Origin of the sequence: Streptomyces sp. NPDC058796, assembly GCF_042745235.1 — a bacterium.
Lineage (GTDB): Bacteria > Actinomycetota > Actinomycetes > Streptomycetales > Streptomycetaceae > Streptomyces.
In genome coordinates, this window is the sequence record NZ_JBHYOP010000003.1 from 37,767 (window position 1) to 52,263 (window position 14,497).

Here is a 14,497-nt window from a genome sequence, read left to right on the forward strand (position 1 = left end):
CCTTGGGGACAGGTCTCCACCCGCCGCAACTACACAGGAGTCACCACCGTGACCGACGTAACCGGCGCACCTGCTGATGTACTGCACACCCTGTTCCACTCGGACCAGGGGGGTCATGAGCAAGTCGTGCTCTGCCAGGACCGGGCCACCGGTCTCAAGGCCGTCATCGCCATCCACTCCACCGCCCTGGGCCCCGCGCTCGGCGGTACGCGCTTCTACCCGTACGCGAACGAGGCGGACGCCGTCGCCGACGCGCTGAACCTCGCGCGCGGGATGTCGTACAAGAACGCCATGGCCGGCCTCGAGCACGGCGGTGGCAAGGCCGTGATCATCGGTGATCCGGAGCAGATCAAGAGCGAGGAGCTGCTGCTCGCCTACGGCCGGTTCGTCGCCTCGCTCGGCGGCCGCTACGTCACCGCCTGCGACGTCGGCACCTACGTCGCCGACATGGACGTCGTGGCCCGCGAGTGCCGCTGGACGACCGGCCGCTCCCCCGAGAACGGCGGCGCGGGCGACTCCTCCGTGCTCACCGCCTTCGGCGTCTACCAGGGCATGCGCGCCTCCGCCCAGCACCTGTGGGGCGACCCGACGCTGCGCGACCGCACCGTCGGCATCGCGGGCGTCGGCAAGGTCGGCCACCACCTGGTCGAGCACCTGCTCGCCGAGGGGGCGCACGTCGTCATCACCGATGTGCGCAAGGACGTGGTGCGCTCCATCACCGAGCGGCATCCGTCGGTGGTCGCCGTCGCCGACACCGACGCGCTGATCCGGGTGGAGAACCTGGACATCTACGCCCCCTGCGCGCTCGGCGGCGCGCTGAACGACGACACCGTGCCGGTGCTGACCGCCAAGGTCGTCTGCGGCGCGGCAAACAACCAGCTCGCCCACCCGGGCGTGGAGAAGGACCTCGCCGACCGCGGCATCCTCTACGCGCCGGACTACGTGGTGAACGCCGGCGGGGTCATCCAGGTCGCCGACGAGCTGCACGGCTTCGACTTCGACCGGTGCAAGGCGAAGGCCGCGAAGATCTACGACACCACGCTGGCCATATTCGCACGTGCGAAGGAGGACGGCATTCCGCCGGCCGCCGCGGCCGACCGGATCGCAGAGCAGCGGATGGCGGAGGCACGGACCCGTCGGTGACCGGACGGTGACCGCGGGGCACCGCGTCGGTGATCCGGGCGGCCGGTATTCGAATGTGTGAGCGGTACCCGCCGGGGGGCGGTTGGAGAGAACTCTCACTTATCCCGGCGGGTCGACCGTCGAAAGGTGGTTAAAATCGCCCTTGACCAGCGAGGACGGGGCACCTCGACGGTCCTGGACGTGGTCACGTCCTGTGGGCGACGTACCGTATGGGCGTGGGCTCAGGTACCGTGGAAGCCCTACGGACCGGTCTCTCCACGGAGAGCCCGTTCCGGACCATGAACGCGTGTCAAGACTCTGGGGCCGTCGAGCCCCGTCGTTGAGGGGGTCGAGCCATGGGGCGCGGCCGGGCCAAGGCCAAGCAGACGAAGGTCGCCCGCCAGCTGAAGTACAACAGCGGTGGGACTGATCTCTCCCGCCTGGCCGAGGAGCTGGGCGCATCGACGTCGAGTCCGCAACCGCCTAACGGCGAGCGGTTCGAAGACGATGAGCAGGACGACGACGTGTACGCACGGTACGCCGACCTTTACGAGGACGACGACGAGGACGAGGACGGCCAGTCCCCGCAACAACGTCGCGGCGCTTGACCTCGCACTGAACACCCGCCCGGTCGGTGACTCAGGTCACCGACCGGGTTCTGTGCTACCCGCGGGTACCGCAGCGGCTCAGGCGGCGTAGTCGCCGACGAGGGCCGCGCCGGTCCCGTGGTCGCCACGGTCGGTGATCTCGCCGGCCACCCAGGCGTCCACGCCGCGGTCGGCCAGGGTCGCCAGTGCGACGTCCGCCGACTCCTCGGGCACGATCGCGATCATGCCCACACCCATGTTCAGGGTCTTCTCCAGCTCCAGGCGTTCGACCTTGCCCGTCGTACCGACGAGGTCGAAGATCGCGCCCGGGGTCCAGGTGGAGCGGTCGACGGTCGCGTGCAGGCCGTCGGGGATCACGCGGGCCAGGTTGGCGGCGAGTCCGCCGCCGGTGACGTGGCTGAAGGCGTGGACCTCGGTGGTGCGGGTGAGGGCCAGGCAGTCCAGGGAGTAGATCTTGGTGGGCTCCAGCAGCTCCTCGCCGAGGGTGCGGCCGAGGCCGTCCAGGTGGGCGTCGAGCGACAGACCGGCCTCGTTCAGCAGGACGTGGCGGACGAGCGAGTACCCGTTCGAGTGAAGACCGGAGGCGGCCATGGCGACGACCGCGTCACCCTTGCGGATGCGGTCGGGACCCAGCAGCCGGTCGGCCTCCACGACGCCCGTACCGGCGCCGGCGACGTCGAAGTCGTCCGCGCCCAGCAGGCCCGGGTGCTCGGCCGTCTCGCCGCCGACCAGGGCGCACCCGGCCAGCACACAGCCCTCGGCGATGCCCTTCACGATCGCGGCGACGCGCTCGGGGTGGACCTTGCCGACGCAGATGTAGTCGGTCATGAACAGCGGCTCGGCGCCGCAGACCACGATGTCGTCCATGACCATGGCGACCAGGTCGTGGCCGATGGTGTCGTAGACGCCCAGCTGCCGGGCGATGTCGACCTTGGTGCCGACACCGTCGGTGGCGGAGGCGAGCAGGGGGCGCTCGTAGTTCTTGAGGGCGGAGGCGTCGAAGAGGCCGGCGAAGCCGCCGAGGCCGCCGAGGACCTCGGGGCGGCGCGTCTTCTTCACCCATTCCTTCATGAGCTCGACGGCGCGGTCGCCCGCTTCGATGTCGACGCCCGCAGCTGCGTAGCTGGCACCAGTTGTGTCAGACATGACGATGAGAACCTTTGTGTCGTACGGCAGGTGGTGCGGGCGGCGCTACGGGCGACGGATGGCGTCGGCGGCGGCCGTCGCGGCGGGCCCGGCGGCCAGCTCGGTCTCCAGGAGCTGCTTGCCGAGCAGCTCGGGGTCGGGGAGCTCCATCGGGTACTCGCCGTCGAAGCAGGCGCGGCACAGGTTCGGCTTGGCGATGGTGGTCGCCGCGATCATGCCGTCGATGGAGATGTACGCCAGGGAGTCGGCGCCGAGCGAGGTGCCGATCTCGTCGATGCTCATGCCGTTGGCGATGAGCTCGGCGCGGGTGGCGAAGTCGATGCCGAAGAAGCACGGCCACTTCACCGGCGGGGAGGAGATCCGGATGTGGACCTCGGCGGCGCCGGCCTCGCGGAGCATGCGGACCAGGGCCCGCTGGGTGTTGCCGCGGACGATGGAGTCGTCGACGACGACCAGCCGCTTGCCCTTGATGACTTCCTTCAGAGGGTTCAGCTTCAGGCGGATGCCCAGCTGGCGGATGGTCTGCGAGGGCTGGATGAAGGTGCGGCCGACGTAGGCGTTCTTCACCAGGCCGTTGCCGAAGGGGATGCCGGAGGCCTCGGCGTACCCGATCGCGGCGGGCGTGCCGGACTCCGGGGTCGCTATGACCAGGTCGGCCTCGGCGGGTGCCTCCTCGGCCAGCTTGCGGCCCATCTCGACGCGCGAGAGGTACACGTTCCGGCCGGCGATGTCGGTGTCCGGGCGGGCCAGATACACGTACTCGAAGACACAGCCCTTGGGCTTCGCTTCCGCGAATCGCGAAGAGCGGAGGCCGTTCTCGTCGATGGCGACGAACTCGCCCGGCTCGATCTCGCGGACGTAGGAGGCGCCGCAGATGTCGAGGGCGGCGGACTCGGAGGCGACCACCCAGCCGCGCTCGAGGCGGCCGAGGACCAGCGGGCGGATGCCCTGCGGGTCACGGGCGGCGTAGAGGGTGTGCTCGTCCATGAAGACGAGGGAGAAGGCGCCCATGACCTGGGGGAGCACCCTGTGGGCGGCCTCCTCGATGGTCAGCGGCTTGCCGTCGTCGTCGACCTGCGCCGCGAGCAGCGCGGTCAGCAGGTCGGTGTCGTTGGTCGCCGCGACCCGCGTGGCGCGGCCGTCCTGCTTGGGCAGGTCGGCGACCAGCTCGGCGAGCTGGGCGGTGTTGACGAGGTTGCCGTTGTGCCCCAGCGCGATGGAGCCCTGCGCGGTGGCGCGGAACGTCGGCTGGGCGTTCTCCCACACGGAGGCGCCGGTGGTCGAGTAGCGGGCGTGACCGACCGCGATGTGACCCTGGAGCGAACCGAGCGAGGTCTCGTCGAAGACCTGGGAGACCAGGCCCATGTCCTTGAAGACGAGGATCTGGGAGCCGTTGCTGACCGCGATTCCCGCGGATTCCTGACCCCGATGCTGGAGGGCGTAGAGCCCGAAGTACGTGAGCTTTGCGACCTCTTCACCCGGAGCCCAGACACCGAAGACGCCGCAAGCGTCCTGGGGGCCCTTCTCGCCGGGAAGCAGATCGTGATTGAGTCGACCGTCACCACGTGGCACGCCTCCGAGTGTAGGCGAGGTCGACCACTGGTCCGAATTGGGGACAACGGCTCACGCGTGGATCACCGATCGGCCCAGGCCTCCAGGGTCTTTCCGTCTTCCCTGGTCAGCGTCAGGCTTTCATGATCGATGCGGTATTCGACCCGGCCCTCGAAGAAGCCCAGGATCCGCTTCTCCGCGTCCATGAGTGAGCCTTCGCACATCATTCGGGTCGTCGCCGGGGCGCCCAGGGTGATGTGGCCGTCGCCGACCGTGGCCTTGGCGTTGACGTGGTTGCAGGGAAGGCGGCCCGCCACGGTCTTCGCGTCCTTGTCGAAGGTGAGGTGGGCCCGGCCCTCGTGACCGGGGGCCGTGACGGTCCACTTCGTGCCGTACAGGGACGCGTCCTCCTGCCTGCTGAGCTCGACGGTGTCGCCCTCGGCGGTGGTGAGGGTCAGGCGGTCGCCCTCGGCCTTGGCGGTGAGGTCGGTGGCGAGGGTCCGTCCCAGGGACTTCTCGAAGTCCGGGGGCGTGTCCGTGCAGCCCTTCTCGGTGAACACGGCGTCGCTGAGCCGGATGCGCTCGCCGTCGACGTCGGCGCGGGCGCTGAAGGTGTTGCAGCCGGTGCTGCCGGACGCCTCACCGCCGTCGTCGATCCGGACCCGCGCGGAGTCGGGGGCCTTGTGGGTGGCACCGTCCACGGTGACGGAGTCGATGCTCCACTGCACGCCGGTGACGGATGTGCCGGCGCCGACGGAGCCGCTGCCGCCGTCGGCCTTCTCGGTGCCGCAGGCCGCCGCGAGCGGCACGAGCGCGGCGACGGCGGCCACGGTCAGGGGGATGCTGCGCTGCTGCTTCTGCCTGTACATGCCGATTCGACGGAGGTCCGGAGGATCTGGTTCCCCTCTTCCGCTCACCTGAGCAACGGCAGCAGGTCCCCCAGGTCGGCCCGCTCCCCGCTCGCGCTCACCTTCGCGTCGGCCACGGCGTCCTTCCAGGCCAGCCGCCCGGCCGCCAGCCGGACCCAGGTCAGCGGGTCGGTCTCGACGACGTTCGGCGGGGTGCCCCGGGTGTGCCGCGGGCCCTCGACGCACTGCACGACGGCGTACGGCGGGACGCGCACCTCGGTCGAGCCGCCGGGCGCCCTCACGGCGAGCGCGTCGGCCAGCAGCCGGGTCGCGGCGGCCAGCGCCTGCCGGTCGTACGGGATGTCGAGGCCGGGCACGGCGGCGTTCAGGTCGTCGGTGTGGACGACCAGCTCGACGGTGCGGGTGACGACGTAGTCGGCCAGCGGGAAGGCGCCGGCGCCGGTGGGCAGCAGCCGGGTGCCGGGGTGGGTGTCGAGGCGGTCGGCGAAGCGGCGCTCGACGCCGTCGAGGTGGGCGTCGAGGTCGGGGTGCTCGGCCGCGAGGCGCCGGGCGGTGGCGGCGATGGCGTCCGCGTCGGCGGCGATCGCGAACGGCCAGTCGAGCAGCCGCCCGTCCTGCCGCGCGGGCTCGGGCTCGCCGAGCAGCCGGTCCACCGCCGTGAGCGCCGTCCCGACGTGCGCCACCAGCTCCCGCACGGTCCAGTCCCCGAGCCGGGTCGGCAGGGCGAACTGCTCGGGGGTGAGGGTGCGCACGGCGGCCCGTACGTTGCCGAACTGGGCCAGTACGGCGGTGCGGGTGCGGGCGGGGTCGTAGGCGCGGGGGCGTTTCCTGGCCGGGGGCATGCAGTGAGCCTATGCGGCCGTGGTGGCCGGTGCGGGCGCCTCGAAGATCTCGCCGTTGCGCGGGACGCCGATGCCCTGCCAGGTGAAGGGGACGCCGCGGGCGGTGTCGGGGTCGGGGCCGTCCATCAGCTGGAAGTGGACGTGCGGTTCGGAGGAGTTGCCGGAGTTGCCGCACCGGGCGATCAGCTGACCGGCGCGCACCCGGTCGCCCTCGCGCACGGCGAACGAACCGCGCCGCACGTGGGCGTACATCGCGTACGTGCCGTCGCCGAGGGCCAGCACCAGGTGGTTGCCGACGATCCGGCGGACCCCGCCCAGCTCGCGCACCGAGCCCTCGACGAGCATCAGGTACAGCAGTCCGGGCAGCGAGTTGCGGCTGAGGTGGTCGCGCTGGCCGTCGGCGGTCCGTACGACCGTGCCGTCGGCGACCGCGAGCAGCGGCGCGCCGAACGCCGGGAAGCGGTGACCGCGGCGCGCGACGGGCCACAGGGCGCGGAAACCCGGGCGGGCGCCGGGCTCCGGCTCGGCGACGAGGTCGATGGCGAAGGTCTGGCCGTAGGCGTGGAGGCCGTGGCTCGGGGTGCGGTCGGCGGGGCTGTTCAGCGCGGACCAGCGGCCGGTGACGGGCGGGCCGGTCTCCACGGGTTCGCGGACGACGCCCGGGGCGTCGGGGGCGCCTCCGCCCCAGCGGTTGACCACGGCGACCAGGACGTATGCCAGGACCAGCGGAAGGAAGTCCAGCCAGAAGGGATGGGCCAGGTCGAAGACGACATCGGCGGCCACCAGGGCCAGGAAGGCGAGTTGCAGCACCCGGAAGGCGGTCATGGCGATCTTGCGTACGGACATCGTTCCCCCTTGTTCGTGACGGTCCCGGTCAGTCCCGCGCGATCGACAGCGCCACCAGCAGCGGTACGACCCGCCCCGCCGGCACCTCGTGGCGGCCCCGGCCGGTGGTGTGCAGCCAGCCGGCGCCGGTGAGCAGGCGCAGGTGGTGGTAGATCTGGCCGGTCGTGCCCATCCCGTCCAGCTCGGCCAGCTCGGCGGCGGTGCGCCGGCCGCCGAGGATCTCGCGCAGCAGCCGCAGGCGGACGGGGTGGCCGAGCGCGGCGAACGCGTCGGCGGACTCGGCCCAGTCGTCGTCCAGCAGGCCGTCGGTGAGCGCGCCGTGCTGCCAGGCGTACTGCTCGCCGGACGGCAGGCGTACCGAGCCGGTGAACAGGACGCCGCCGGCCTCCGCACCCAGCTCGGTGAGCTGCTCCTTCAGCCCCTCAAGGGCCCAGAGGTCGCCCTCCTTGGGGCGGGGTACGGGCCGGTCGGCGGCTTCCAGGGCGGCGAGGCGCCGTTCGAGGTCGGCCACGCGTTGTTCCAGTCGCTCCACTCGTACGAGATTACGTAGCTACGTAATCTCGCGCAAGAGTTACTCGTACGTGTGTCTGGCCGCGAAAGGCGGCCGGGGACGCCGCAGCCCCGGAAACACTGGTCCGCGCCTGGAAGGAGGTGCAGCATGACGGTTATGGCCGAGCACACGTCTCAGATGTCGGTGGGCGAGTTCGAAACGACCGCTTCCGCCGCCCCCGAGACCGTCACGTTGGAGTTCATTGACGGACGGATCGAGGTCAAGCCGGTGACGGACGGGGACCACAACACCATCGTGTCCTGGCTGGCCAAGCGCTGCATGCAGGCCCGGCCCGACTTGGATCTGTACGCCGCACAAGGCCTGCGGGTCGACGCATACCGGCAGAGCAGGGCGCGGCCGGACGCCGTGCTCGCGCCCGAGGCCCACTTCGCGGACACGGCGAGTGGGCCGAACCGGACGGGGCACTGATGGTCGTCGAGGTCACCCCGTACGACTCGGACACCGACCGACGGGACCGGCACGAGAGACCGGCGGCGTACGGGCAGGCCGGAATCCCCCTGTACCTGCTGATCGACCGGGACAGCGGCACAGTCACAGTGCACAGCAGCCCCGACCGGCGGGTCGGCGGCTACCGGGATGCCCGCGTCACGAAGTTCGGCGAGACGTTGGTTCTCCCGGACCCGATCGGCATCGGACTCGACACCGAGGTCCTCAAGAGCCACGTGCGCTGAAGCGGCGGGAACGCCGAGGTCCCGCCCGGAACCGGACGGGACCTCGGGCTCTCGGGGACCTGCGACTACGCCAGCAGCCCCGGGATCGTCGCCTCGTGGGTCTCGCGCAGTTCCGTCAGGGGCAGGGTGAACTCGCCCTGGACCTCCACCGCGTCGCCGTCAACGACACCGATGCGGGTGGCCGGCAGGCCCCGGGCACCGCACATGTCGTTGAAGCGCACCTCCTCCGAGCGCGGGACGGCGACGACCGCGCGGCCCGCCGACTCCGAGAAGAGGAAGGTGAAGGCGTCCAGCCCGTCCGGTACGACCAGCCGCGCGCCCTTGCCGCCCAGCAGCGCCGACTCGACGACCGCCTGGACCAGCCCGCCGTCGGACAGGTCGTGGGCGGAGTCGATCATGCCGTCGCGGGAGGCGGAGATCAGGATCTCGCCCAGCAGGCGCTCGCGCTCCAGGTCGACCTGCGGGGGCAGGCCGCCGAGGTGGTCGTGGATCACCTGGGACCAGGCCGAGCCGCCGAACTCCTCACGGGTGTCGCCGAGGAGGTACAGCAGCTGGCCCTCCTCCTGGAAGGCGACCGGCGTGCGGCGGGCCACGTCGTCGATGACGCCGAGGACGGCCACCACCGGGGTCGGGTGGATGGCGGCCTCGCCGGTCTGGTTGTAGAGCGAGACGTTGCCGCCCGTGACCGGGGTGCCGAGCTGCTGACAGCCGTCGGCCAGGCCGCGCACGGCCTCCGCGAACTGCCACATGACCGCCGGGTCCTCCGGCGAGCCGAAGTTCAGGCAGTCGGAGACGGCCAGCGGCTTCGCGCCGGTCGTCGCCACGTTGCGGTAGGCCTCCGCCAGGGCCAGCTGCGCGCCCGCGTACGGGTCGAGCTTGGCGTAGCGGCCGTTGCCGTCGGTGGCGATGGCGACGCCGAGTCCGGACTCCTCGTCCACGCGGATCATGCCCGAGTCCTCGGGCTGGGCGAGGACGGTGTTGCCCTGCACGAAGTGGTCGTACTGCTGGGTGATCCACTGCTTGGACGCCTGGTTGGGCGAGCCGACCAGCTTGAGGACCTGGTCCTTGAGCTCGTCCGACGTCTGCGGCCGGGGCAGCTTGTTCGCGTCGTCGGCCTGCAGCTCGTCCTGCCAGGACGGACGGGCGTAGGGGCGCTCGTAGACCGGGCCCTCGTGCGCGACCGTGCGCGGGTCGACGTCGACGATCTTGCCGCCGTGCCAGTAGATCTCCAGGCGGTCGCCGTCGGTCACCTCACCGATGACGGTGGCGATGACGTCCCACTTCTCACAGATCTCCAGGAAGCGGTCGACCTTGCCGGGCTCGACGACCGCGCACATGCGTTCCTGCGACTCGCTCATGAGGATTTCCTCCGGCGAGAGGGTCGAGTCGCGCAGCGGGACGTCGTCCAGGGTGACGCGCATGCCGCCCGAGCCGTTCGACGCCAGCTCGGAGGTGGCGCAGGACAGGCCCGCCGCGCCGAGGTCCTGGATGCCGACGACCAGCTTCTCCTTGAACGCCTCCAGGGTGCACTCGATGAGGAGCTTCTCCTGGAAGGGGTCGCCGACCTGGACCGCGGGGCGCTTGGACGGCTTGGCGTCGTCGAAGGTCTCCGAGGCCAGGATCGACGCGCCGCCGATGCCGTCGCCGCCGGTGCGGGCGCCGTACAGGATGACCTTGTTGCCCGCGCCGGACGCCTTCGCGAGGTGGATGTCCTCGTGCCGCATCACGCCGATGGCACCGGCGTTGACCAGGGGGTTGCCCTGGTAGCAGGCGTCGAAGACGACCTCGCCGCCGATGTTGGGCAGGCCCAGGCAGTTGCCGTAGCCGCCGATGCCCGCGACGACGCCGGGCAGGACGCGCTTGGTGTCGGGGTGGTCGGCGGCGCCGAAGCGCAGGGGGTCCACGACCGCGACCGGACGCGCGCCCATCGCGATGATGTCGCGCACGATGCCGCCGACGCCGGTGGCGGCGCCCTGGTAGGGCTCCACGTACGACGGGTGGTTGTGCGACTCGACCTTGAAGGTGACCGCGTAACCCTGGCCGACGTCGACGACACCGGCGTTCTCGCCGATGCCGACGAGCATCGCGTCGGACTCGGGGGCCTTCTCGCCGAACTGGCGCAGGTGGACCTTGCTGCTCTTGTACGAGCAGTGCTCGGACCACATCACGGAGTACATGGCCAGCTCCGCCCCGGTGGGGCGGCGGCCGAGGATCTCCACGACCCTCTCGTACTCGTCCTTCTTCAGGCCCAGCTCGGCCCAGGGCAGCTCGACGTCGGGGGTCTCGGCCGCGTGCTCGACCGTGTCCAGAGGCGTCCGGCTCATGCGTTGACCAGCTTCTTGAGGATCGAGGTGAAGAACGGGAGGCCGTCGGTGCGGCCGGTGCCGATCAGCGGCTCGACGGCGTGCTCCGGGTGCGGCATGAGGCCGACGACGTTCCCGGCGGCGTTGGTGATGCCGGCGATGTCGTTGAGCGAGCCGTTGGGGTTCATGTCCAGGTAGCGGAAGGCGACCCGGCCCTCGGCCTCCAGCTCGTCCAGCGTCCGCCGGTCGGCGACGTAGCGCCCGTCCATGTTCTTCAGCGGGATGTGGATCTCCTGGCCCGCGGTGTAGTCGCTGGTCCAGGCGGTGCCCGCGTTCTCCACCCGCAGCTTCTGGTCGCGGCAGATGAAGTGCAGGTGGTCGTTGCCCAGCATGCCGCCGGGGAGCAGGTGCGCCTCGGTGAGGATCTGGAAGCCGTTGCAGATGCCGAGGACCGGGAGGCCGGCCCTGGCCTGGTCGATGACCGTGTCCATCACCGGCGAGAAGCGCGCGATGGCGCCGGCGCGCAGATAGTCGCCGTACGAGAATCCACCGCACAGCACCACGGCGTCGACCTGCTTGAGGTCCTTGTCCTTGTGCCAGAGGGCGACGGGTTCCGCGCCGGCGACGCGGATCGCGCGCTGCGTGTCGCGGTCGTCGAGAGAGCCGGGGAAAGTGACGACGCCAATACGAGCGGTCACTTCGCGGCCTCCGCGACTACGTCCTCGGCCTCGACCTTGACGGTGAAGTCCTCGATCACGGTGTTGGCGAGGAAGGATTCCGCAAGATCATGGATGCGGGCGAGGGCGGCGTCGTCGACCGGCCCGTCAACTTCCAGTTCGAATCGCTTTCCCTGACGGACGTCCGAGATCCCTTCGAAACCCAGTCGCGGCAGTGCGCGCTGCACCGCCTGGCCCTGGGGGTCGAGGATCTCCGGCTTGAGCATGACGTCGACTACGACGCGTGCCACTGGCACTCCCGGTGTGTGGTGCTGAGCAGGTTCCTTCAGACTACCCGTACAAAATTTCTACGCGCGTAGCCTTGGAGGAAACTACGTGAGCCCAGTCACGATCGGGTATCGGAACGGGGTGGCCACGAAAAGCTTCGGGAAAGATCCCGGATCACCGCCCGCCACCTATTGCGCGCGGACACGCGGAGAGATTTAGTCGGGCTTCCCATTGCAATGCCGGGCACTGTACAAATGAAATGTCATTAGCCGATACTTTGCCCAATTACAGGCGAACAGTCGGCATCATCGCGGCGTCTTGGCACGTTCGGGCACGCCATCGCGGAGATGCCGCACGAAGGGACCGATATTCGTGGCGCAGCGTGTCGTGGTCACTCTCTTTGACGACATCGACGGCTCGGAAGCGGCGGAGACGATCGCCTTCGGAGTCGACGGCCGGATGTACGAGATCGACCTGAACGAAGCCAATGCCCGGAAACTGCGCACGGCCCTCGAGCCGTACGTGTCGGCCGGCCGCAAGCGGTCCCGGTCCGGCAAGGCGTACCGGCAGACGGAGGTCGCCCCCGACCCGGCGGCGGTCCGCGCGTGGGCCCAGGCGAACAAGATGGACGTGCCCGCGCGGGGCCGGATCCCGAAGCGGGTGTACGAGGCGTTCGCCGCGGCGCAGTGAGCCGTACCCGGCCAGGAGGGGCCGACGGGCGCTCAGCCGCCCCTCGCGGCAACCGACTTGCGCGACACCCCGGGTGATCAGCTAAAGTCTGGAGCACGCCGAGGGGCGAGGCCGAAAGGCCCAGCTCACGGAACATGCGGGTGTAGTTCAGTAGTAGAACATCCCCCTTCCAGGGGGAAGGCGCAGTGTGCAATTCCTGTCACCCGCTCTGCACCGCCGTACCGGCCACTCGATTGGATCAGGTAGGCTGGTGCTCGCACCGATCGGTGAAGGCCGGTCGGGGGCAATGCGGACGTAGCTCAGTTGGTAGAGCGCAACCTTGCCAAGGTTGAGGTCGCGAGTTCGAGCCTCGTCGTCCGCTCGGGAATCAGACCCCGGTCCTTCGTGGACCGGGGTCTTTTCGTGCGCCCGGCGCGACTCGCCCCCGGCGGCCGCCGTCTGACATTTGTCATGCCCGGTGATGACGGCCCGCACTGTTCCCGCCCCCGCGCCCCCGGGATGCTTGAGGCATGCAATCAAACGGACACGAACACGTGATTGAGGTCACCGACCTGCGGCGTGTGTACGGGGGCGGGTTCGAGGCCGTGCGGGGGATCGACTTCTCCGTGCGCCGCGGTGAGGTCTTCGCCCTGCTCGGCACCAACGGCGCCGGCAAGACGTCCACGGTCGAGCTGCTGGAGGGCCTCGCCCCTCCGGCGGGCGGGCGGGTGCGCGTCCTCGGGCACGACCCGTACACCGAGCGGGCCGCCGTACGCCACCGCACCGGGGTGATGCTCCAGGAGGGCGGCTTCCCGTCCGAGCTGACCGTCGCGGAGACCGCGCGGATGTGGGCGGGGTGCGTGAGCGGGGCCCGCCCGCCGGCCGAGGTGCTTTCCCTGGTCGGACTGGAGACGAAGGCGAACGTCCGCGTGAAGCAGCTCTCCGGGGGCCAGCGGCGCCGCCTGGACCTGGCGCTCGCGCTGCTCGGCGACCCGGAGGTGCTCTTCCTCGACGAGCCCAGCACCGGACTGGACGCCGAAGGCCGCCGGGCGACCTGGGAGTTGGTGAGCGCGCTGCGCGACGCCGGTACGACGGTGCTGCTGACCACGCACTACCTGGAGGAGGCCGAGCACCTCGCCGACCGGCTCGCGATCATGCACGACGGCCGGATCGCCGCCACCGGCACCCCGGCGGAGGTGACCGCCTCGCAGCCGTCCCGGATCACCTTCGAACTGCCCGACGGCTACTTCGCGGGTGACCTGCCGCCCCTGGGTGAACTGGGCGTGAGCGACCACGAGGTGGACGGCCGGCTGATCCGGCTCCGCACCCACGAGCTCCAGCGCGCGGCCACCGGCCTGCTGACCTGGGCGGAACGGACCGGCGTCGAGCTGCGCCGCCTGGACGTGCGGTCGGCGTCCCTGGAGGAGGCGTTCCTGCGGATCGCCAAGGAGGCCTCCGGGAAGGACGCCTCCGCGCGGAACGCCTCCGCACAGGCCTCCGACGCCACGACGAAGAAGGAGTACGCGGCATGAGCGCCACGGAGACCAAGGCCCCCGCGGCGCGCGCCGCCAAGGGCCCGGCCACCACGCCGATGAGCCGGATGACGGCGCTCGCCCGCGCCGAACTGACCCTGCTGGTACGGAACAAGGGCACCGTCTTCGCCGCCCTGTTCGTGCCGCTGGTGCTGCCGTTCAGCGTGTACTCGGCGTCCCAGGAGATGGACCTCGCCGAGGCCGGGCTGACCCCCGGCATGCTGGTGCTGCCCGCCGCGGTCGGCTTCTCCCTGCTGTTCGCCGTCTACTCCTCCCTCGTCGGCGTCTTCGTCGTCCGGCGCGAGGAACTCGTCCTCAAGCGGCTGCGCACCGGTGAACTGCGGGACGCCGAGATCCTCGGCGGCTCCGCGATGCCGGCGGTGCTCACCGGCCTCGTGCAGAGCCTGCTGCTCGCCGTGGGCTGTGCCGTCCTGCTGGACCTGTCCGCGCCGTCCGCGCCCCACCTCGCCGTCCTCGGCCTGCTGCTGGGCCTCGTGATCTGTACCGCGCTCGCCGCCGTCACCGCGAGCTTCACCCGCACCGGCGAGAGCGCGCAGGTCACACCACTGCCGTTCACGTTCGTCTCGATGATCGGCTCCGGCATGTTCGTGCCGCTGGACCTCTTCCCCGACCAGGTGGCCTCCGTCTGCGAGCTGCTGCCGCTGACGCCCGTCGTCACCCTGGTCCGCGGCGGCTGGGCCGGCGACCTCTCGGCCTCCGAGGCGCTGGGCGCCCTGGCGACGGCGGTGGCCTGGATCGTGGTCGCGGTGTTTGCTGTACGGCGGCGGTTCCGGTGGGAGCCGCGGCACTGACGAGCGGGGCG

At 70.7% G+C, this 14,497-nt stretch carries 14 protein-coding genes, 2 tRNA genes and 1 pseudogene; 8 read left to right on the top strand and 9 right to left on the bottom strand.

Annotated elements, in window-relative coordinates; translation table 11 throughout:
• The first annotated feature begins 48 nt into the window (after positions 1 to 48).
• Both ACFW47_RS08795 and ACFW47_RS08800 read left to right on the top strand, forming a co-directional pair.
• Positions 49 to 1,143: a Leu/Phe/Val dehydrogenase gene (locus tag ACFW47_RS08795; RefSeq protein ID WP_386305275.1), complete on the top strand. Its 1,095-nt coding sequence runs from the start codon at positions 49 to 51 to the stop codon at positions 1,141 to 1,143.
• Positions 1,144 to 1,478: 335 nt separating this feature from the next.
• Positions 1,479 to 1,730 carry a DUF3073 domain-containing protein gene (locus tag ACFW47_RS08800; RefSeq protein WP_019330669.1) on the top strand — a complete coding sequence of 84 codons (252 nt, stop codon included), beginning with the start codon at positions 1,479 to 1,481 and terminating at the stop codon, positions 1,728 to 1,730.
• Between the two features lie 78 nt (positions 1,731 to 1,808).
• Here the strand turns inward: ACFW47_RS08800 and purM are convergent, their stop codons facing one another.
• The 6 genes from purM to ACFW47_RS08830 form a co-directional block, all read right to left on the bottom strand.
• Positions 1,809 to 2,876 carry a phosphoribosylformylglycinamidine cyclo-ligase gene (gene purM, locus ACFW47_RS08805; RefSeq protein WP_386287673.1) on the bottom strand — a complete coding sequence of 356 codons (1,068 nt, stop codon included), beginning with the start codon at positions 2,874 to 2,876 and terminating at the stop codon, positions 1,809 to 1,811.
• A gap of 45 nt (positions 2,877 to 2,921) precedes the next feature.
• Entirely contained in the window at positions 2,922 to 4,448 is a 1,527-nt protein-coding gene (gene purF, locus ACFW47_RS08810; RefSeq protein WP_386305277.1) for an amidophosphoribosyltransferase, read from the bottom strand.
• A 62-nt stretch (positions 4,449 to 4,510) separates the two neighbouring features.
• Entirely contained in the window at positions 4,511 to 5,296 is a 786-nt protein-coding gene (locus ACFW47_RS08815) for an META domain-containing protein (RefSeq protein ID WP_386287676.1), read from the bottom strand.
• 44 nt (positions 5,297 to 5,340) lie between these two features.
• The gene (locus ACFW47_RS08820) at positions 5,341 to 6,138 is read right to left on the bottom strand and encodes a sterol carrier family protein (protein ID WP_386287678.1); all 798 of its coding nucleotides are present in this window, start codon (positions 6,136 to 6,138) and stop codon (positions 5,341 to 5,343) included.
• A 9-nt stretch (positions 6,139 to 6,147) separates the two neighbouring features.
• On the bottom strand, positions 6,148 to 6,984 hold the full coding sequence (locus ACFW47_RS08825) for a M23 family metallopeptidase (RefSeq protein WP_386305279.1): 837 nt from the start codon (positions 6,982 to 6,984) through the stop codon (positions 6,148 to 6,150).
• 28 nt (positions 6,985 to 7,012) lie between these two features.
• Entirely contained in the window at positions 7,013 to 7,495 is a 483-nt protein-coding gene (locus ACFW47_RS08830; RefSeq protein WP_386287797.1) for an ArsR/SmtB family transcription factor, read from the bottom strand.
• A 147-nt stretch (positions 7,496 to 7,642) separates the two neighbouring features.
• On the opposite strand from ACFW47_RS08830, the pseudogene ACFW47_RS08835 reads away from it, so the two are divergent.
• Positions 7,643 to 8,226 (top strand): annotated as a pseudogene (locus ACFW47_RS08835) (Uma2 family endonuclease).
• A 65-nt stretch (positions 8,227 to 8,291) separates the two neighbouring features.
• Here the strand turns inward: ACFW47_RS08835 and purL are convergent.
• From purL to purS, 3 genes are read right to left on the bottom strand one after another with little or no spacing between them, the layout of a single operon-like run.
• Positions 8,292 to 10,550 (bottom strand): phosphoribosylformylglycinamidine synthase subunit PurL, encoded by a 2,259-nt coding sequence (purL, locus tag ACFW47_RS08840; RefSeq protein WP_386305281.1) that lies wholly within the window; start codon positions 10,548 to 10,550, stop codon positions 8,292 to 8,294.
• Positions 10,547 to 11,227: a phosphoribosylformylglycinamidine synthase subunit PurQ gene (gene purQ, locus ACFW47_RS08845; protein WP_272586315.1), complete on the bottom strand. Its 681-nt coding sequence runs from the start codon at positions 11,225 to 11,227 to the stop codon at positions 10,547 to 10,549. The genes purL and purQ overlap by 4 nt, the downstream gene beginning before the upstream one ends.
• On the bottom strand, positions 11,224 to 11,496 hold the full coding sequence (gene purS, locus ACFW47_RS08850; RefSeq protein WP_386287685.1) for a phosphoribosylformylglycinamidine synthase subunit PurS: 273 nt from the start codon (positions 11,494 to 11,496) through the stop codon (positions 11,224 to 11,226). Before purS ends, purQ begins: the two co-directional genes overlap by 4 nt.
• A 349-nt stretch (positions 11,497 to 11,845) precedes the next feature.
• Here purS and ACFW47_RS08855 point away from each other — a divergent pair, with 349 nt between their 5' ends.
• The 5 genes from ACFW47_RS08855 to ACFW47_RS08875 all read left to right on the top strand — a co-directional run bounded on the left by ACFW47_RS08855 (position 11,846) and on the right by ACFW47_RS08875 (position 14,486).
• Entirely contained in the window at positions 11,846 to 12,163 is a 318-nt protein-coding gene (locus ACFW47_RS08855; protein WP_073725856.1) for an Lsr2 family protein, read from the top strand.
• Positions 12,164 to 12,299: 136 nt separating this feature from the next.
• Positions 12,300 to 12,371, top strand: a tRNA-Gly gene (locus ACFW47_RS08860).
• An 80-nt stretch (positions 12,372 to 12,451) separates the two neighbouring features.
• Positions 12,452 to 12,524, top strand: a tRNA-Gly gene (locus ACFW47_RS08865).
• A 148-nt stretch (positions 12,525 to 12,672) separates the two neighbouring features.
• Positions 12,673 to 13,674, top strand: coding sequence for an ABC transporter ATP-binding protein (locus tag ACFW47_RS08870; protein WP_386305283.1), 1,002 nt, complete (start codon positions 12,673 to 12,675; stop codon positions 13,672 to 13,674).
• On the top strand, positions 13,671 to 14,486 hold the full coding sequence (locus ACFW47_RS08875; protein WP_386287689.1) for an ABC transporter permease: 816 nt from the start codon (positions 13,671 to 13,673) through the stop codon (positions 14,484 to 14,486). Before ACFW47_RS08870 ends, ACFW47_RS08875 begins: the two co-directional genes overlap by 4 nt.
• Positions 14,487 to 14,497 lie beyond the last annotated feature (11 nt).

What these genes read in the sequence shown, in the direction of transcription:
- ACFW47_RS08800 (WP_019330669.1), top strand. Translation starts at nt 1,479, where the DNA reads ATGGGGCGCGGCCGGGCCAAGGCCAAGCAGACGAAGGTCGCCCGCCAG.
- purM (WP_386287673.1), bottom strand. Translation starts at nt 2,876, where the DNA reads ATGTCTGACACAACTGGTGCCAGCTACGCAGCTGCGGGCGTCGACATC.
- ACFW47_RS08815 (WP_386287676.1), bottom strand. Translation starts at nt 5,296, where the DNA reads ATGTACAGGCAGAAGCAGCAGCGCAGCATCCCCCTGACCGTGGCCGCC.
- ACFW47_RS08820 (WP_386287678.1), bottom strand. Translation starts at nt 6,138, where the DNA reads ATGCCCCCGGCCAGGAAACGCCCCCGCGCCTACGACCCCGCCCGCACC.
- ACFW47_RS08825 (WP_386305279.1), bottom strand. Translation starts at nt 6,984, where the DNA reads ATGTCCGTACGCAAGATCGCCATGACCGCCTTCCGGGTGCTGCAACTC.
- purL (WP_386305281.1), bottom strand. Translation starts at nt 10,550, where the DNA reads ATGAGCCGGACGCCTCTGGACACGGTCGAGCACGCGGCCGAGACCCCC.
- ACFW47_RS08870 (WP_386305283.1), top strand. Translation starts at nt 12,673, where the DNA reads ATGCAATCAAACGGACACGAACACGTGATTGAGGTCACCGACCTGCGG.
- ACFW47_RS08875 (WP_386287689.1), top strand. Translation starts at nt 13,671, where the DNA reads ATGAGCGCCACGGAGACCAAGGCCCCCGCGGCGCGCGCCGCCAAGGGC.